Source organism: Posidoniimonas polymericola (genome assembly GCF_007859935.1).
Classification (GTDB): Bacteria; Planctomycetota; Planctomycetia; order Pirellulales; family Lacipirellulaceae; genus Posidoniimonas; species Posidoniimonas polymericola.
Genome location: NZ_SJPO01000003.1, coordinates 371,984 through 390,682, shown reverse-complemented (window position 1 = coordinate 390,682; position 18,699 = coordinate 371,984). Strand labels below are relative to the sequence as shown.

The following is an 18,699-nucleotide window of genomic DNA, read 5'->3' as shown; positions in this document are numbered from 1 at the left end:
AGAAGGGGAGGCCGTCCTGGCCCCGACGCGCTATAATCGTGGGCGTCTCGCCGATAACACGTCCTGCTGTGCTGACGCGACGCCTGCCCCCAGACGCCAGCAGCGGACGCAATCCCCTCATGCAAGGCCGCCGAGGATGCCCCAAACCGCCCCGTTGCTGCTCTCTGCCCTCCTGCTGCTTTACTGCCCGCCCGCTCTGGCGACGCCGACCGATGCGGCCGGCGGCCCGCCTGCTGGTGGGTCAGCAAGCGTGTTGTCGGGCGTGAGGCTCGACCTCGAACTGCCCGACGCCTACGGCAAGAACCACACGCTGGCCGAGTTTGCCGACAGCCGGCTGCTGGTCGTGACGTTCCTCGGCACGGAGTGCCCGCTCGCCAAGCTCTACGGCCCCCGGCTGCAGGAGCTGGCCGACCAGTACGCCGAGCAGGGCGTCACGTTCATTGGCGTCGACGCCAACACGCAAGACTCGCTCGCCGAGATCACCGCGTACGCCCGCCGGCACGACGTCAAGTTCCCGCTGCTCAAGGACAACACCGGCGAGGCCGCGTTGTCGTTCGGCGCCACCCGCACGCCGGAAGTGTTCGTGCTCGACGCCGAGCGGCGCATCCGCTACCAGGGCCGCATCGACGACCAGTACGGCGTCGGCTACGCCCGCAGCGCCCCCGAGCGGCACGACCTGCGGGCGGCCATCGATCAGTTGCTGGCCGGCCAAGCGGTCGCCGCCGCCAAGACCGAGGCCGTCGGCTGCTTGATCGGCCGCCGCCGCCGACCCGACGAGTCGAGCGACGTCACCTTTAGCAACCAGGTCTCACGCGTGCTGCAGACGCACTGCGTCGAGTGCCACCGCGAGGGCGAGATCGGCCCGTTCGCGCTGGAGAACTACGAGCAGGCGTCCGGCTGGGCCGAGATGATCGACGAGGTGGTCCGCACTAAGCGGATGCCGCCGTGGGACGCGCACTCCGACAACACCGAGTTCGCGAACGAGCGGAAGATGCCCGAGTCGGACAAGCAGGTGCTGTACGACTGGGCCGCCGCCGGCGCGCCCGAGGGCGACCCCGCCAACCTGCCGCCGCCGCGTGAATTCGTCGACGGCTGGCGGCTGCCGCGGGACCCGGACATGGTGATCCCGATCGCCGACAAGCCGTTCAAGATCGCCGCCGAGGGGACCATCGAGTACCAGTACTTCGCGGTCGACCCCGGCTTCACCGAGGACAAGTGGATCCAGGCGTCGGACATCGTGCCGGGCAACCGCGCGGCGGTGCACCACGTGATTGCATTCATCAGCCCGCCCGAGGGCGAGGGCCGCCGCGGCCTGGGCTGGCTGTCGGCGTACGTGCCGGGGCAGAGCTCGATGCTGCTGCCGGAGGGTCAGGCGCGGCTCGCGCCGGCCGGCTCGCGGATCATCTTCCAGATGCACTACACGCCGACCGGCTCGCCCCAGGAAGACAAGACCAAGATCGGCCTGGTGTTCGCCGACCCGGAGACGGTCACCGAGGAAGTCGTGACGCTGGCGGCCCTCGAGGAGAAGTTCGAGATCGCGCCCCACGCCAAGGACCACGTCGTCCGCAAGACCAAGAAGCACTGGCCTGCGGGCGCCAAGCTGCTGGCGATGTCGCCGCACATGCACGTCCGCGGCAAGTCGTTCCGCTACGACGCCATCTGGCCCGACGGTCGGCGTGAGACGCTGGTCGACATCCCCAACTACGACTTCAACTGGCAGAACGCCTACGTGCTGGCCGAGCCGCTGGAGCTGCCGCCCGGCTTCGCGGTCGAGTGCACGGCCCACTTCGATAACTCCAAGCAGAACCTGGCCAACCCCGACCCGTCGATCGCGGTGCGGTGGGGCGACCAGACCTGGGAGGAGATGATGATCGGCTTCTTCGAGGTCGCCGTGCCGCGCGGCAGCTACCAAGGCAACCGCCCGGCGGCCGCCACAGGCCCGACGGACGAAGAGCGGCAGCGGGCCAAGGGGGTCGCCGAGTCGCTGTTCCAACGCTTCGACGCCAACCGCGACGGCGCCATCGACCGCGACGAGCTCCCTTCGACCTTCCGCGTGTTCGCCTTCAACCGCTACGACCTCGACGGCGATCGCATCATCACCGAGGACGAGGTGTACGAGTTCGCCCTGCACTCTGACAGCTAGCCGTCCAGCACGGGTGCCGGGGGCGCTCCGCGATAGCGGAAGCCCCCGACGGTAGCAGACTGAGGCCAGTACATCGCCGGGGCTTCCGCTGTCGCGGAGCGCCCCGGGCACCCAAGAGCCCGCCCCGCAACGCCACCACCCTGCCCTGCCCGCCTGACGCATGACCTGGATTGCCGACCTCTTCGCCCGCGCCCGCTGGCTGTTCGCCCTGTTCCTGATCGTGATGACCGGGCTGGCGATCGAGGGCTACCGACCCAAGTCGGTCGACCGCGCGAACGTCCGCAGCCTGGCCGACCTGATTGAGGACGCGGGCGACAGCGCCGACGACGAGCCGGCCGACACCGACCTGCTGGACACCGAGGAGGTCACCAGCGCGTTCAACCTCGGCCGCAGCGACGCCTTCCTGGTCGTCGAGGTCGACGACCTCTTCCGCCCCGAGTCGGCCCGCGCCCTGCGGGCGATGATCGCCGCGGTCGAGGACCTGCCGGTCGTCGACACGGTGTTCAGCCTGGACGACGTCCCCACGCTCAACGTGTTTGGCTTCGCCGAGCCGCTGCTGCCGATCGACGACGCCTCGCCCGAGAGCTTCCGCCAGGCGAAGGACCGGCTGCTGAACAACGCGCTGGCCCGCGGGCAGCTGATCTCGCCCGACGGCAAGACCCTGATGATGCCGCTGGTCTACGACTGGCTGTTCCTCGAAGACAACGAGGACCTGACCGACGGCGTTCTGAAGGCCGCCCGCACAACACTGGCGAACGAACTGGCCCAGATCCCCGCCGCCGACCGGCCGGAGTTCAAGGTCCGCATCACCGGCCAGATCCCGCTGTTCATCGCCCAAGAACGGGCGTTCGACCGCAACCAGATGATGTTCCGCGTCATCGGCTACGGGCTGGCGTTCGTGCTGTCGGTGATCATGTTCCGCGGCGTCACGGCGGTGCTGCTGATGTCGGCCGCGCCGATGCTGGCGGTGTTCTGGAGCTTCGGCCTCTTGAAGCTGACCGGTGTGTACATAAACGAGCTGTCGAACGTGGTGATGCCGCTGCTGGTGTCGATGATCGGCCTGACCGACGGCGTGCACCTGCTGGTGAACATCCGCCGCCGCCGGACCGCGGGCGACTCGCCGGTTGAGGCCGCCCGCTGGGCGATCGAGCACGTCGGCGTGGCGTGCTTTCTGACGTCACTCACCACGGCGATCGGCTTCGGCTCGCTGATGCTGGCCGAGAGCGTGTACGTGCAGGAGTTCGGCCGGGTCTGCATGTACGGCGTGCTGATCGCGTTCTTCGCGGTGATGACCTTCATCCCGTTTGTCGCCAGCACGCGGCTCGGCAGCCGCATCCACCACGGCGAGGAACGCGACCTGGTCGGGCCGCTGATCGCCCGCATGACGCCGCTGCTCGACTGGATCATGGGCCACAAGGCGCTGGTCAGCCGCGTGTCGATCGGGCTGACGCTGGTGCTGCTGGTCGTATCGCTGATCGGCCTGCGGCCCGACAACCGGATCGCCAACCAGCTGCCCTCCGACACCGAGGCCTACCGCGCACTGGCGCACTGCGACCAGCAGTTCGGCGGCATCCAGTTTGTGCAGCTGTGGGTCGAGTGGCCTGAGGGCATGGACCAGTACGATCCGGCGATCTTGCAGGCGCTGATCGACGCCGAAGAACTCATCGACGCCGAGTCGCTGATCAGCCACCCGCTGTCGGTCCGCAACATGCTGGCCTCGTTCCCCGGCGACAAGGACGACCAACGCACCCAGATGACGTTCCTGTCGCTCTTGCCGCGTGAGCTGCGCAGCTACTTCTACCGCCCCGACGAGCACCGCGCGCTGATCGTCACCCGCATCCAGGACCAGGGGATCGCCGAGTACGTGCCGGTGTTCGACCGGCTGGAGGCCGAGCTCGCCGCCCTGCCGCAGACACACCCCGGCTTCACGTTCCGGCTGGACGGCGGCCCGATCTTCCGCGCCCGCAACCTGTACCAGATTGTGGTCGACCTGGCGACCAGCCTCGGCGTGGCGTCGATCATCATCCTGGTGGTGCTGGCGATCGTGTACCGCTCGCTCACCATCGGGCTGATCTCGGTGATCCCAAACATGTTCCCGCTGGTCGCCACCGGCGCACTGCTGGTGGTGATGGGCCAGCCGCTGTTCATGTCGAGCGTGTGCGCGTTCACGGTCTGCCTCGGCATCGCCGTGGACGACACGATCCACTTCTTGTCGCGGTTCCAGCAGGAGGTCGGACGCGGGGTCGACATCGACCAGGCGATCCGCAGCACGTTCCAGCACGTCGGCTCGGCGATGCTGATGACCACCATCATCCTGGTGGCCGGCTTCGTGGCGATGCTGCTGTCGGACCTGCCGGCGCACCGCATCTTCGCCGCCATGGCGTGCACCACCATCGCCGCCGCCATCGTCGGCGACCTGATCGCCCTGCCGGCCCTGCTCTCCCGCTACGCCCGCGGCGTGTGGAAGGACGAGCCGGTCGCCGCGCCGGCTCAGGACCCCGCGGGCGTTGTCACCGCCGGCTAGCCGGCTACTCCGACCAGTCGGACCGCTTCCGCAGCTCCTCGATCTTGGCCCGATGCCGCGGGAGCTCGGCCTGCAGCCGCTCGATCTCCGACTCCTGTTCGCCGAGCTTCTCCTCGTACCGCTGGTAGAGCTGGCTGGTCGTATCAAGGGTCTGCATGTTCTTGCGGATCCGCTCGTGCTCGGCCGCGAAGGCGGTGAGTCGCTTGAGGGTCTCGGCGGCGGCGGTCTCGGCCTCTTCGATCGAGCGTCGCCAGTCGGCGAACCTCTGGAGCGTCTGCCGCACCTCCTCAGGGACGCCCCGCTCGGCGAGCAGCGACGCCCGCTGCGCGTCGCTGAGGTTCACCAGCGCCACCCCGTACTCCGACGTGCTCTGCTCCTGGACCCGCAGCTCCTTGGTCTTGCCGGCCTCGACCGCCAGCTCGAACCGCCGCCATTCGGTGGTGGTCTCCTCGGCCTTCTCCGGCGACGTGAGCTTCCAGCCCGACGCGACCGGGTGCTCGATTAGCAGCCGCCGTTCTTTATCCGACGCGTTGTGGGCCCGGTAGACCTGCCCGCGCGTCATCCGCCGCTTGAGCATCAGGGTCTGACCGTCGATCCGTGCGGAAACGAGCTGCTCCTCGACGTCGATCGGCTCGGTGGCGACGCTCGTTTGCTGGTCGACCGCGTAGCTCAGGAGCCGCTGGTCGCCGGCCGGCACGTCGCCGAGCCGCGCGTCGCCGGCGTACTCGCCGCCGTCGAACACCGTGATCGGCCCCGCCGCCAGGTGCAGCTCGGTGGTGTTGGTGAGCCGCAGGCCGAGCAGCGGGTGCTCGGCGTGGACACTCGCGTTGTAGATCGACAGCCGCTCGCCGGCCGCGACGGCATTGACGATCGGCAGCATCGTGGAGTGCTCGGCCTCGAGCGTGACCGGCGCGTCGATCTGGTAGCGGAACAGCTCGCCGACCTCCTCGCCGCTGGCGACCGTCTGCTGGGCGCGGACCGACGCCACGGTCGCCTCGGCCAGCTCTTGCCTCCGCTGGGCCGCCCGGCGTTCGTTCGTCACCGCGCCGCCAAAGGCGCCGCCGAACGCGCCCCCGCCGCCGCCGAAGCCTCCCCCGCCAAGGCCACCGGCGCCCTCCATCGCGCCGTCGGAGTTGCTGTCGTCAAAGTCGCCGAACGGGTCGTCCCCGTGGTAGACCCGCGGCGTGAGGCCGGCGAACTGCTCGGCCACAACGGTCGGCCGCCGCACGTACAGCGGCTCGTAGAGGTCCATCTTGAACGAGATCGGGCGGCCGCTCACCAGCGCCACGTCGACGCCGTCCCACTTGGTGTTGCTCGTGTTCTCGACCATCGCCCAGCCCTGCAGCAGCGGCTTGTCGTCGTCCGTCAGCACCAGCCGGTAGCTCGTCTTCCAGACCGGGAACTCCTGGATCAGGCCGACTCGCACGCGGCGGTCGCCCTCGCCGCGGAAGTCGATCTTCACCCGCTTGGTGTCCGAGCCGCTCCGCATCGCCAGCAGTTCGAGCGCCCGTTGGAAGTCGCCGTTCAGCTTTTCGTCGACCAGCCGAATCTCGTCCAGCTCGTCGACCGGGAGGCTGCTGAGGCCCCCCTCGACGCTCAGCAGCAGGAAGTCGCGTTCGACCATGGTCTGATCGCGTGCGACCGAGCGGGTCTCGACGCTGACGACCCGGCCCCGCGTGTTCTTGGCGCCGCCCAGCTCGATCTCGTGCCCCCGCAGCTGCCGCAGCAGCGATGCCAGGCCGGTGTTCTCGCGGAGGTCGACGCTCAGCGCCTCGAGCGAGGGGAGCACCGGCTCGCGGTTGTCGTAGGTCACGGCCGACGCGTGCCCGCCGTCCTGGTCGAGCAGCAGCAGGCTCTTGAGCACGTCGTTCACGTCGTCGGTGTCGAACGACAGCTCCATCGTCTGGTCGCCGCTGACCTGGCCGGCGTACTCGAAGTACGCCACTCCCGAGTTGAACGCCACGACGCGTTTGAGCGGCAGCTCGACCGCCGACGACAACGGCGCGGTGATTGCCAGCGAGGTGAGAACAAAGGCCGCGGCGGCGGCAGAACGGCTACTACCTGGTATCATGTCGGAGCCTTCCGGTGCAGGAGTATCAGAGGGGGCGAGCGCCGGGGGTATTCTAGCGGTCCGTGGAAAACTATTGCCGGCGGGCAATAGTTTTCAGTCCGCCCGCCGAACAGCCGATCCACACCGCCCCATCTCCGGCAAACGCCGCCCCGACCAGCAGGAATCCCTATGCCGCGACCGCTTCGCAAGCTTGGCCTTCTGCTGCTGGCGGTCCTCGCCGCGGCGCCGCCCGGGGCGTTACTCCAGGCCAAAGAACCGCCCCCCGCACCCACGCCCCTCGGCGCGGTCGACTGGCAGGCGATGAGCGAGTTGCTCCGCAAGCGGGTCTCGCTGTCGATTGAGGGGGAGCGGCTCGACGCGTTCGCCACGATGATCTCCCAGCAGGCCGGCGTGCAGGTGCTGATCGACGAGACCGCGCTCGACGACCTCGGCATCGCCCCCGACGAGCCGGTCACCATCAACCTGCGCAACGTTACGCTGTTCGCGATGCTGAAGGAATCGCTCAAGCAGCTCGAGCTCACGTGGCTTTGCCGCAATGAGTGCTTGGTGCTGACCACCGAGGAGGAAGCCGAGACGCAGCTCTTCGTGCGGGTGTACCCCGTGGGCGACTTCCTCACCGCCAGGCCGCCTCGCGCGACGCGCGGCTACGGCGGCCAGCCGGGCCTGATCGACGCGATCGTCGCGACCGTGGCGTCGGAGACCTGGGCCGAGAACGGCGGCGGCGAAGCCGAGATCCGCTACCTGCCCGCCGCCCAGGCGCTGGTGATCAGCCAGACCCAGCAGGTGCACCTGCAGATCGACACACTGCTGGCCGACCTCCGCCGCGTCGGCCGCAACCAGGGCCTGCCGCTGGCCGAGCCCGCCGAGGGCAAGCCGCTCCTCACCAGGCCCGCCACGCGCACCTACCTGCAGCCCGCGTCGGTGGCGGCGTTACCGCGGGTGTACGAAGACTGAGCCCACGCCGCTACTTCGCCCGCTACTTGGCACGCTAGTTCTTCAGCAGCACCAAGCCACACAACAACAACGCTACGGCGGTCGTCGCCACGAGCGATTCCCGCAGACTGAACCGCCAACCGCGGCGCCGCTGCCGGCGGTAGAGCCACACCAGCGGCAGCACGGCGAACATCGCCGCCGGAGCCCAGGGGCGCACGGCAAGCCCCACACTCCAACCGCCCCCGGTCCCCCTCCGCAGTCCGTAGCCGAAGCCTTCGGGCCGGGGACCTCCCATGGCGGAACCGATGTCGTTGATGAACCAGAGCCTCACTCCCGCGCGGAACGAACGGAGCTTCTGCAACTCCTCGACGGAGCGGGTGTCACCCCGCTCATAGAAGTACTTCGGCCCCCTCTCGGCATAGCCTCCGCTAAGGTGGAACGTGTTCGCATTCCACGCCAGGTCAACGCCGTACTGGAGCACCTCATCATCGCTTGTCCACTGATTGTACCCAGCGCCGACGGATTCATGATGCCCCAATGAGCGTGCCCACAGCCCAAGCGTCAACAGCAGCAACACGGCCGACAGCAGCGTGGCGAGGTTGAAGAGTCGGCGTCGCATGGCCGCTCCGCTGGGGGTGAGAGAGGTCGCCGGCGCGATTGCGGCCTTCATAGTACGCGATCGGAGCCGCGGCTGCTAAACTGGCCGCATGAATGCACCGATACGCTGCCGTTTGCCTCGACTCTCGACGCTGGCGCTCACCCTGCTGGCGATCCCTGCCGGCCCGCTCGCGGCGCAGCCCCCGGAAGAGGCCACAATGCTCCCCGGACAGCCCCTCTCGGAGCGCCAGGTTGGCGAGTTTGCCCACCTGGCGCTCGAGGGCATCCCCCGCGAGTTCCCCAACAAGCCGTCGAACGTCATGACTGGGCCGGAGACCGTGCTCGGCCCGCGGCAGATGCACCCGGTGTTCTACGGGTCGTTCGACTGGCACTCTTCGGTCCACGGGCACTGGATGCTGGTGCGATTGGCCAAGACCTCGCCCGACGCGGAGGTCGTGGGCGACGCCAGGGCGCTGCTCGACCGGCAGCTCACCGCCGAGGGCCTAGCCGCCGAGGCCGCCTACTTTGACGAGAAGCAGAACCGCAGCTTCGAGCGGATGTACGGCTGGGCGTGGACGCTCCGCCTGGCGGCCGAACTCCGCACCTGGCCCGACGCCGACGCGCAGCGCTGGGCCGCCAACCTCCGCCCGCTGGAAGAACGCGTTGTCGAGCTCACCAAGGACTACCTGCCGCGGCTCACCTACCCGATCCGCACCGGCGTGCACCCCGACACCGCGTTCGCGCTCGCACAGACACTCGACTACGCCCGGGCGGTTGGTGAAACCGAACTCGAGACGCAGGTCGTCGAGTTCGCCAAGGCCAAGTACCTGGCCGACCGCGACTACCCGGCCCGGTTCGAGCCCTCCGGCGAGGACTTCTTCTCGCCCGCCTGCAACGAGGCCGACCTGATGCGGCGGGTGCTGCCGCCGGCGGAGTTCGCCGAGTGGCTGGAGCAGTTCCTGCCCGGACTCGGCGATGCCGATGCGCCGTCGAACGCACTGCTCACCCCCGCCGTGGTGTCCGACGTCACCGACCCGAAGATCGTCCACTTGGCGGGGCTCAACTTGTCGCGGGGCTGGACCCAGAACGGCGTCCTCGCCGGCCTGCCCGCCGACGACCCGCGCCGCGCGGCGCTCGAGGCGTCGGTCGCCGCGCACACACGGGCCGGACTGGAGTACGTGTTCAGCGGCCACTACGAGGGCGAGCACTGGCTGGCAACCTTCGCCGTGTACCTGCTGACCGAGAGCGGCGTCGCCGAATGAGCAACCCGACGAACCGCCAACCGGAAGCCAAGCGGCGGTGGCGTCCAGGGCCCGGCCTGCTGGTGACCGCGGCGTTCATCGGGCCCGGCACGGTGGCGACCGCCAGCCGCGCCGGCGCCCAGTTCGGCTTTGAGCTGCTGTGGGCGTTGCTGCTGGCCGTCGTGGCGACGATCGCACTGCAAGAGATGGCCGCCCGGCTGGGTCTGGTTACCCGTCAGGGCCTGGCCGAGGCGATCTGCCAGACCGCCGGCCCCCGTTGGCTCCGCGGCGCCGCGGTCGCGTTGGTGCTCACGGCAATCGTGCTCGGCAACACGGCCTACCAGACCGGCAACCTGATTGGCGCCGGCGCGGGTGTCGCGGTGCTGACGGGACTCTCGCCCCGCGCCAGCGGCGCCGCGATTGGGATCGTCGTGGCGGCGGCGGTCGCGGTCGGCGGCGCCGGACGCGTGGTGACCGGCGTCTTGATCGCCATCGTGCTGGCGATGAGCGCCGCTTTCGTCGTGACCGCCGCGTCGACCACGCCCGACGCGGTGGCCATCGGCCGCGGGGTCTTCTCGCCATGCTTGCCAGCCGGATCGGCGCTGACGGCGCTCGCGCTGATCGGCACTACGGTGGTGCCGTACAACTTGTTCCTGCACGCGACGGCCGTGCAGCGGCGTTGGCCTGCCGACGCCGACCTGGGCGGCTCGCTCCGCGCGGCGCGGCTCGACTCGGCCCTGGCGATCACGCTCGGCGGGCTGGTAACGATGGCAATTGTCGCCACGGCCGCCGCGGCGTTCTACGGCGGCGGAATCACCCCCAGCAGCCCGGCCGAGCTGGCCGAGCAGCTCGCGACCACGATCGGCCGTTCGGGCCGGGTGCTGTTCGCTGCCGGCTTGGCGGCCGCTGGGCTGACCAGCGCCATCACCGCGCCGCTGGCCGCAGGTTTTGCCGCGGCCGGCTCGCTGGCCGCGGGGGACGACCGCACCAAGCAAGAGCGTGTCGCCCGTTGGACCGCCGTCGGCGTGGCCTTGGTCGGCGCCGCGCTGGCGTTCTTCCTCGGCAAGAGCCCGACCGAGACCATCATCGCCGCTCAGGCCGCCAATGGAGTATTGCTGCCGGTGGTCGCCCTGTTCCTGCTGATCGCCATGAACCGCCGCGACCTGCTGGGCGAGCACCGCAACGGGCTGCTGCTCAACCTGGTCGGCGGTGCGGTGGTGCTGGCCGCAATCGCGCTCGGCGCCAAGAACTTGTGGGCGTTGGTCGCTTAGCGGCCTCCTTGCGGCGCCGCTCGCCCTGCATCGGTCGCCGCGCCGAATGCATCCGCCGGCTCGTCTGGGGCGCGCCAAAACACACAGCTCGACGACGCCTCAAGCTATACTGAAGGCTCCTCATTCATGCGGCCCCTAGCGAGGGGCGCCCCTCCTTTCGACTGCTCGTTGCCGATTCATGCTGCCGCCCGCTCACATTCCTGCCGCTCGAACTGTCGCCGTGTACGCCGCGGTCTGCCTGGCGGGCATGCTGGGAGTTGGGCGCGTCGCGGCGCAGCTGACCGGCACGCTCGGCGCCCACGACCCGTCGACCGTCATCTACGACGACGGCCGCTACTACTACTTTGCCACGGGCGACCGGCTGGCGGTCCGCTCGTCGAGCAACCTCAGCTCGTGGACCGGCGAGCCGGCCGCGTTCGACGCGGTCCCCTCGTGGGTCGCCGGCGCGGTGCCGGGCTACTCGGGCCAGTCGCTGTGGGCGCCCGACGTGATCAAGCTCGGCGACCAGTTCGCGCTGTACTACTCGGCCTCGGTGTGGGGCACCAAGCTGTCGGCGATCGGCTACGCCACCAGCCCGACCCTCGACCCCGACGCGCCGGACTACGGCTGGACCGACCACGGCATGATCATCAGCTCGAACCACGGCTCGCCCTACAACGCGATCGACCCATCGCTGATGCTCGACGAGTCGACCGGCAAGCTGTGGATGACCTGGGGCTCGTTCAACAACGGCATCTACGTCAAGGAGATGAACCCGACGACCGGCGCGCCACTCAATTCGTCGCCCGGTGTGAATGTCGCCGCGCCGAGCCCAACGCCCGAGATCGAGGGCGCCGCGATGCTGCAGCACAACGGCGACTACTACCTGTTCACCAACTGGGGCGGCTGCTGCAGCGGCGTCGACAGCACGTACAACATCCGCGTCGGCCGCAGCACGAGCCCGACCGGCCCGTTCCTCGACCGCGACGGCGTCAACATGCTGAACGACGGCGGCACGCTGTTCTTCGACGACGACGGCCGCAAGGTGGGCCCGGGCCACTTCAGCCTGACCAACGTCGGCGGGCGGGAGCAGTTCAGCTACCACTACTACGACGCCAACGCCGTCGGCGCTCCGACCTTCGGGCTCCGCGATCTGTACTGGAGCGACGACGGCTGGCCGATGCTCGCCGAGGTCGACTCGCGGTGGGGCGCGTCGCTCGCCGGCGACTGGTCCGACCCCGCTAACTGGACCGGCGCCGGCGTGCCCGATGGCCTCGGGCACATCGCCACGTTCGACGGGCCCGGCTCCGGCCGCACGCTGTACCAGCTTGCGCTCGGCGCGGTCGGGCGGACCGTGGGGACGCTCAACTTCCGCAGCCCCGCCCGCTACCAGATCGGCGAGGCGGGAGGACCGACGCTGACCCTCAACGACACCGCCGGCGAGACCGCCACGCTCAACGCCACCGAGGGCTATCACACGATCCTCGCCCCGGTCAACGCGGTTGACGCGTTGGAGGTCAACAGCGGGGCCAACGCCGCGATCACGCTCGGCGGCCCGCTGACGGCGCCTTCGCTCGACAAGTACGGGTTCGGCGAACTCTACTTGGGGGGGACTTCGAACATCGCCGGTTCGGTGTTCGTCCGCCGCGGCGTGCTCGGCGTCACCGGCGCGGTGACCGCCAACTCGTTCTGCAGCGTCGGCGCGACCGTCGGCGAGAACGCCCAGCTGACGGTCTCCGGAACCGGCAGCTTCACCGCCAACGGCGACCTCAACATCGGCGACACCGGCGACGCCAACACGCCGGCGACCGGCACGCTCACCATCACCGACCAGGCGAGCGTCACGGTCACCGCGAGCGGCGGCTTCTACGTCGGCTCGGGCTTCTTCGCCAACACCCGGGCCGAGGGCGCGGTCGTCCAGAGCGGCGGCACGCTGACCGTCACCCGATCGACCGACGGCTCGTTCGTCGTCGGCGGCCGTACCTCAAACCAGGCCAACGGCAGCTACACCCTCACCGGCGGCGTGGTCGCGGCGAACACCAACGTTGCGATCGGCAACCGCGGCGCCGGCGTCTTCGAACAGCACGGCGGACAGTTCAACGCGGCCGGGCACATCTCGATCGCACGGTACAGTGGCTCGACGGGGTCGTGGACCCTGAGCGGCGGGTCGCTGCTGCAAACCTCGGGCAGACGCGCGATCTACGTCGGCGAGCAGGGCCAAGGCGTCCTCACCCTCGACGCCGACGCCGAGGTCCACACCAACTCGGCCGTCACCCTCGGCCTGCAGGCCGGGAGCGAGGGCGACCTGGTGCTCGACGGCGGGCTGCTGGCCGCGCCGGGAATCTCGCGTGGCTCTGGCGTCGGCAACCTGTGGCTCAACGGCGGTCTGCTCCAGGCGACGACCACCAACGTCCTCTTCCTGACCGGCCTGACCTCGGCCCAGGTCCAGGCCGGCGGCGCCCGCTTCGACACGCAGGCGCACGCGATCACGGTCGGCCAGACACTCACGCACCACGCCGGCCTCGGCGCGACCGCCGACGGCGGCCTGCAGAAGCTGGGCGACGGCAAACTGACGCTGACCGCCGCCAACGCGTTCACCGGGCCAACCGTGATCGAAGCCGGCACGCTGCTGGCCAGCAACACGAGCGGCTCTGCTACCGGCCTGGCCGGCGTGGTGGTCAACGCAGGGGGCGTGTTGGGAGGCAACGGCTCAGCCGCCGGCCAGACCACCGTGCACAGCGGCGGCGTGATCGCGCCGGGCGACGCGATCGGCCGCCTCACGGTCGACAGCCTGGCGATGAACCCCGGAGCCGCGCTCGCCATCGAACTTGATACGGCCGGCGGCGTTCCTGGGACCGACTACGACCAACTCCTGGTCAACGGCCTCGCGACGCTCAACGGCGCCCTGGCGGTCGCCCTGACGGGAACCTCCACCCCGGCCGCCGGCGACAGCTTTACGGTGCTGACCGCGGGCTCGCTGTCCGGGGAGTTCGCGGGCGTCGCCAACGGGGGGTTCGTTGCCCTGGCCGACAACCGCGGCGCGCTCCGCGTGCGGTACGACCTGGTCCCCAACGCGGTGGTGCTGACCGACTACCAGGCGGCCCCGTTCCTGGCCGGCGACTACAACGGCGACGGCCAAGTCGACGCCGCCGACTACGTGGTCTGGCGCGACAACCTCGGCGCCCCGGCCGGCACACTGATCAACGATCCGAGCCTCGCCGCCATCGGCCCCGACCAACGCGCAACCTGGGCCGTCAACTACGGCGCGACGCTCACAGCAGCCGCGGCAGCCGCGGTCCCGACGCCGCAGGCGGCCTGGCTGCTGTTCACCGTTCTCGCCGCGGTTGGCTGGCGGCATGCACGACGTCTCGGCTAAGGCGCCGACGCCGATTCTCTCGGCTCGTCGTTCTTGTGCGCGCGCACATATTCCCGCCACTGTTCTGAATCCGTGCCGAAGTCCTCGCCGGTAAATCGCTGCAGCCCGGCGACAAATGCCTTGCTGGTCTTCGCGCGTTCCTCCTCTAGCCGCTGCTCGCTGCCACGCGTCCCCCGGTACCCGCCGCTAGGCACGTAGTAGTTCTGGATGTACTCGAGCATCCCGGCTGTTTGGCCGGCCTCTCGCCACGTAGTGACGACGCCGTGCTCCTCTCGCCACTGGATGAGTTCCAGTGACACGTTCTGCTGGTGAATCGACACCATGCACCGTGGCAGCCACGTCACAGCGACAATCGATACTGCCAAAACAAGCAGGATACCGGTGATCCAAGTTCGACGTTTCACGGCGAGTCATTCATAGGAGACGATAGTCGCAGATTGTTCGTCATGGGACCGGCAATCTCTTCGCCGTTGGGCCGCCGATACGCCACCCGGTAGCCGTCGTCGGTAGCCTGGTAGTCGAGCTCCTCGAGTGAGATCCCGAAGTCGACGTCGAGATTCGACCGATTGATTGCGGCGAGCGTGGGCGGGTACTCGCCGTGCTCTTGCTGGTAGTCCTCGACCACCTTGCAAACCGAGAGCACGTACGACCGCAGGGCGGCGGCGCGGGCGGCGGAGAGCTCGCCTATCGCGAATGGCAAGACCATGAGCCCGGTAAAGCACACAGCGCCAAGCAGCGGCGCCCACCTGGTCCAAGAGCCGCCGCCGGCGCGAGGTTGGCCAACAGGCCTTTGATCTGATTGGTCCACACAGCTCCTCTCAGTCGAAACTCTAACGACGCTGCCCCGTACCTCACAGCTCCAGTATCGCTGCGGTCACGCTGCCAGGCAAATTATTGATCCCTGCGCTGCCAATGGACCGAGGTCGACCAACGGGAGACCGGTTTCCGTGTGAGCAGGCTAAATGCGGCGGGTTCATTTGCCGCGCAGTCACGAATAGGTCGCCCTTGCAACCTAGTCGCAAGCCGTCCCCGCAGCAATTCCACGCGGTGATTCCCCGCCGTGGAGATAGACAGCCCGCCACTACCGAACTAAGCTGACGCCGACGAGGGCTCGTCTTTTCTCTATCATCCCTCGACGTCTCTTTTCCACGGCACTTCTCGCGGCGGCTACGCGATGACCACCCTCCGGATGCAGCCCACCTTCCAGGTGGCGATCGACGGCACGTACGACGACGCCGTCCAGCGGCTGCGGGCGGCGACCGTCGGCGGGGTGCTCGGCGCGCACACCGACGCGGCCGGGTCGTGCCTGGACCTGCGGGTCGGTCCGTCCGAGCGCCGCCCCTGGTCGCCGCACCTCGGCGCGCAGCTCACCCCGGTCGGCGACGGCGTCGTGCTGTTTGCGCGGTTCTCGCCGCGCCCAGAGATCTGGACCTTCGTGATGATGCTCTACTTCGCGGCCGCCTGCCTGGCGTGCGGCGGCGCCGTGTACGGCTGGGTCCAGTACACGCTCGGCGAAACGCCCTGGGGGCTGATCGGCGTGCCGGTTGGCCTGGCCGCCATCGCCGTGCTGCACATCGTAGGCGTGGTCGGCCAACGCCTGAGCAGCGACCAGATGCACGACCTCCGCGAACGCCTCGACCGGGTGGTGGCCGAGGTGTTCAAGTCGCCGTGAGTCCCACCGGGCATCCTCCCGTGAACTCCGGCGGTGAGCGGGCCTGGCCCAACGGCACGCGGTGCAAGCGTTGTCCTTTCCAAGGCCCAAATCGGCCGCGCGGGTCCGGAATGGCCCCCCTTGCTTGGCGCCCCGAAGGCCCGCCTCCTTCAAAAGGGCGGTAAACCTCTCTTGACCGCCGCCCCGCCGAATCGAATCCGCGCCCCGCCCACCGGGCGGTGCTTGACCAGCGGCCAACCGCCGGGCTAACATGGCGGAGATTCGGCGTATGCTCATTCGATTTTCATCTTGGATCCACCTGCCCGGAGTGTCTCATGCGTCTCATTGCTGCTGCGATTGCCTGCGTGCTTTTCGCCGATATTTCGGCCGCGGCCGTGCTCGACGGCCCGATCATCAACCCCGCCAACGGCCACAGCTACTACCTGCTCGAGCCAGCAAGCTGGACCGAAAGCCAGGCCGAGGCCGAGTTGCTCGGCGGCAACCTTGTCACGATTGACGACCAGGAAGAGAACGACTGGGTGCTGATTACCTTCGGCGGGGTCCCGGGGCAGAAGTACCTCTGGCTGGGCCTCAACGATTTTGCCCAGGAGGGAACATTCGAGTGGGCCGACAGCACTCCCATCGGCTACACCAACTGGTTCCCCGGCGAGCCCAACAACCAGGGCGGAGACGAGAACGCAGTGCTGTTCCCCTGGAACGCGGGCGGCACTTGGAACGACGTGAATCGCTCGGGAGGAATTGGTTCCGCAACCGTGTGCGGCGTTGTCGAGGTCGGCATCCCCGAACCGGCGACCGCCCTGCTGCTGGCGGCGTCCGTGGTCTCACTGGCTGGCGTTCGCCGCCGCTGGGCCTAAGTCCGACCCGACGAGCAGCAACTTACTCTATTGCCTTTGCCGGCCGCCGCCTTCAGCGACTCTCAGCGAATCGCCGCTGCGGCAACGACCGGCAGACCGACCAACAAACGCATGGCCACACGCTCGTGGCCATGCGTTTTGCCTTTGGAACGCCCAGCCGATGCGATGGTCGCGGCGCTGATCCGGCGGCGCCCCGCACGGCCGCGCGGGCCCCTCTGGATGGGCCCCGCTGGACGGGCCCTTGCTGGCAGGTCACGATAGAACCGTCTCGCCTGACGCTCGCACTCGGTTGGCCGGTCGCTCCCCACAGGCAGTTCTTTCGTCGGTGAATCGCATGAAGAAGAAGTCGCTCACAACGCTCTGGCTCGCCCTCGCCCTCTGCTTCGGCGCGACCGCCGGCTTCCCATCTGCTGCGGCCCAGCCGGCCACCGTTGCCGCGCCGCCTGTTGCCGCGCCGCCCGTCGCCGAGCCCATGGTCGTCGAAGCGTCCGCGGTCGAGAACGCCGGGGTCGAACGCACCTTTGCCGAGCCGGTCATCGGCATCGCCAGCCTGACCACCGACACCTACGTCCGGGCGATCCGGGCGTGCGGCGGCGTGCCGCTCGTGCTCCCCAACACCGACGGCAGCCCCGAGCTGGTCGACGAGTACCTCGAGCTGCTCGACGGGCTGCTGATGCCCGGCGGCGCCGACATCCCGCCCTCCGAGTGGGGCGAGGCCCCGCACCCGACCACCCGTGTGCTGGACGACAACCGCTACCAGTTTGAGAAGGCCCTCATCAAGGCCTGGATCGAGCAGACCGACAAGCCGCTCTTGGGGATCTGCCTCGGCAGCCAGTGGGTGAACGTCGCGCACGGCGGCTCACTGATGCAGGACATCCCGTCGGAGCTCGGCGTCAGCCACCGCAGCGTGACGCACAAGGTGACGATCGAGCCCGACTCGCGGCTGATGCAGATCTTCGGCCGCACCGAGCTCGAGGTGAACTCGTTCCACCACCAGGCCGTGCGGAACGTCGGCCAGGGCCTGAGGGTCGTCGCCCGCAGCCCGGACGGCGTCATCGAGGGGACCGAAACGACCGACCCGAACCGGTTCCTGATCGGCGTGCAGTGGCACCCGGAGAAGATGATGCCGGGCAGCGAGCTGCAGGCCAAGCTGTTCCGGGCGTTCATCGCCGCCGCCGCGGAGGAACCCCAGTGAGCCACCGCCAACGCGTCATTACCTGCTGGGCGGCGTTGCTGACGTCGTCGCTGCTCGCCCCGACCTGCCTCGCCGAGGAAGCCATCCGGGTGGCGGTATTCCAAGGCAGTGGGGTGGGCAAGAGCGCACCGAGCGTGCTCAGAGCCCTGAGGTCCGAGCACGACCCCGCCAGCCCCGACGGTATCAACGTCGGCCCTATCGAAGCCGAGCGGATCACGGCCGCGCAGATCAACGCCGGCGGCCTTGACGATTTCGACGTGCTGGTGCACCCGGGCGGCAGCGCCAGCGGCCAAGCCAAGGCGCTCGGCGAGGACGGCCGGGCGCGGGTCCGGGCGTTCGTCGAGGGCGGCGGCGGCTACCTTGGCGTCTGCGCCGGCGCGTACCTGGCGACCAACGACTACTCCTGGTCGCTCGGGCTGATCGACGCCAAGGTGGTCGACCGCCGCCACTGGGCCCGCGGCAAGGGCGAGGTCACGCTCAAGCTGTCGCCGGCCGCCGCCGAGTTCTTCGCGGCCCCCTCCGGTGAGCTGCAGTTGCGCTACGCCCAGGGCCCGCTGCTGGGGCGCCGCGAGTGGGACGACCCGGCCGTGCCCAACTACGAAAGCCTCGCCCTGTTCGACACCGAGATCGCCAAGAACGGCGCCCCCAAGGGCGTCATGGCCGGCACGTCGGCGATCGTGCGGGCGGAGCACGGCGCCGGCCGAGTGTTCTGCTACTCGCCCCACCCCGAGCTGACCAAGGGCCGCGACGCGATGATCCCCCGCGCGGTGGAGTGGCTCGCGGGCCAGGCCGACTAGGCGCTGGACTTTGCCAGCACGGCATCCCCCTGCCCAACCAGCCCAG

Annotated in this window: 14 protein-coding genes; 10 read left to right on the top strand and 4 right to left on the bottom strand. The window is 69.2% G+C overall.

Annotated elements, in window-relative coordinates:
- The first annotated feature begins 136 nt into the window (after positions 1–136).
- Both Pla123a_RS08340 and Pla123a_RS08335 read left to right on the top strand, forming a co-directional pair.
- The gene (locus Pla123a_RS08340; protein WP_146585781.1) at positions 137–2,143 is read left to right on the top strand and encodes a redoxin domain-containing protein; all 2,007 of its coding nucleotides are present in this window, start codon (positions 137–139) and stop codon (positions 2,141–2,143) included.
- Positions 2,144–2,303: 160 nt separating this feature from the next.
- Positions 2,304–4,667 carry an efflux RND transporter permease subunit gene (locus Pla123a_RS08335; protein WP_146585779.1) on the top strand — a complete coding sequence of 788 codons (2,364 nt, stop codon included), beginning with the start codon at positions 2,304–2,306 and terminating at the stop codon, positions 4,665–4,667.
- Between the two features lie 4 nt (positions 4,668–4,671).
- On the opposite strand, the gene Pla123a_RS08330 is transcribed toward Pla123a_RS08335, so the two are convergent.
- A complete protein-coding gene (locus tag Pla123a_RS08330; protein ID WP_146585778.1) occupies positions 4,672–6,738 on the bottom strand; it encodes a DUF4139 domain-containing protein in 2,067 nt (688 codons plus the stop codon).
- Between the two features lie 168 nt (positions 6,739–6,906).
- On the opposite strand from Pla123a_RS08330, the gene Pla123a_RS08325 reads away from it, so the two are divergent.
- Positions 6,907–7,692 (top strand): hypothetical protein, encoded by a 786-nt coding sequence (locus tag Pla123a_RS08325; RefSeq protein ID WP_146585776.1) that lies wholly within the window; start codon positions 6,907–6,909, stop codon positions 7,690–7,692.
- A 34-nt stretch (positions 7,693–7,726) separates the two neighbouring features.
- Here the strand turns inward: Pla123a_RS08325 and Pla123a_RS08320 are convergent, their stop codons facing one another.
- Complete coding sequence (locus Pla123a_RS08320) at positions 7,727–8,290, bottom strand: hypothetical protein (protein WP_146585774.1); 564 nt, start codon at positions 8,288–8,290, stop codon at positions 7,727–7,729.
- Positions 8,291–8,402: 112 nt separating this feature from the next.
- Between Pla123a_RS08320 and Pla123a_RS08315 the strand changes: the two genes are divergently transcribed.
- The 3 genes from Pla123a_RS08315 (at position 8,403) to Pla123a_RS08305 (ending at position 14,135) form a co-directional block, all read left to right on the top strand.
- Entirely contained in the window at positions 8,403–9,530 is a 1,128-nt protein-coding gene (locus Pla123a_RS08315; protein WP_231956358.1) for a DUF2891 domain-containing protein, read from the top strand.
- Positions 9,527–10,780, top strand: a complete 1,254-nt coding sequence (locus Pla123a_RS08310; RefSeq protein ID WP_146585772.1) for an Nramp family divalent metal transporter — start codon at positions 9,527–9,529, stop codon at positions 10,778–10,780. Before Pla123a_RS08315 ends, Pla123a_RS08310 begins: the two co-directional genes overlap by 4 nt.
- Before the next feature lie 178 nt (positions 10,781–10,958).
- On the top strand, positions 10,959–14,135 hold the full coding sequence (locus tag Pla123a_RS08305) for an arabinan endo-1,5-alpha-L-arabinosidase (protein ID WP_146585771.1): 3,177 nt from the start codon (positions 10,959–10,961) through the stop codon (positions 14,133–14,135).
- On the opposite strand, the gene Pla123a_RS08300 is transcribed toward Pla123a_RS08305, so the two are convergent.
- Positions 14,132–14,539: a hypothetical protein gene (locus Pla123a_RS08300; RefSeq protein WP_146585769.1), complete on the bottom strand. Its 408-nt coding sequence runs from the start codon at positions 14,537–14,539 to the stop codon at positions 14,132–14,134. The two genes, Pla123a_RS08305 and Pla123a_RS08300, sit on opposite strands and share 4 nt — an antisense overlap.
- Entirely contained in the window at positions 14,536–14,835 is a 300-nt protein-coding gene (locus Pla123a_RS08295; RefSeq protein ID WP_146585767.1) for a hypothetical protein, read from the bottom strand. Before Pla123a_RS08295 ends, Pla123a_RS08300 begins: the two co-directional genes overlap by 4 nt.
- 474 nt (positions 14,836–15,309) lie before the next feature.
- On the opposite strand from Pla123a_RS08295, the gene Pla123a_RS08290 reads away from it, so the two are divergent.
- From Pla123a_RS08290 to Pla123a_RS08275, 4 genes are all read left to right on the top strand, one after another.
- Positions 15,310–15,807 (top strand): hypothetical protein, encoded by a 498-nt coding sequence (locus Pla123a_RS08290; protein ID WP_146585765.1) that lies wholly within the window; start codon positions 15,310–15,312, stop codon positions 15,805–15,807.
- A 314-nt stretch (positions 15,808–16,121) separates the two neighbouring features.
- Positions 16,122–16,661: a lectin-like protein gene (locus Pla123a_RS08285; RefSeq protein WP_146586098.1), complete on the top strand. Its 540-nt coding sequence runs from the start codon at positions 16,122–16,124 to the stop codon at positions 16,659–16,661.
- Between the two features lie 334 nt (positions 16,662–16,995).
- The gene (locus Pla123a_RS08280; protein ID WP_146585764.1) at positions 16,996–17,856 is read left to right on the top strand and encodes a gamma-glutamyl-gamma-aminobutyrate hydrolase family protein; all 861 of its coding nucleotides are present in this window, start codon (positions 16,996–16,998) and stop codon (positions 17,854–17,856) included.
- On the top strand, positions 17,853–18,653 hold the full coding sequence (locus Pla123a_RS08275; RefSeq protein ID WP_146585762.1) for a BPL-N domain-containing protein: 801 nt from the start codon (positions 17,853–17,855) through the stop codon (positions 18,651–18,653). The genes Pla123a_RS08280 and Pla123a_RS08275 overlap by 4 nt, the downstream gene beginning before the upstream one ends.
- Positions 18,654–18,699 lie beyond the last annotated feature (46 nt).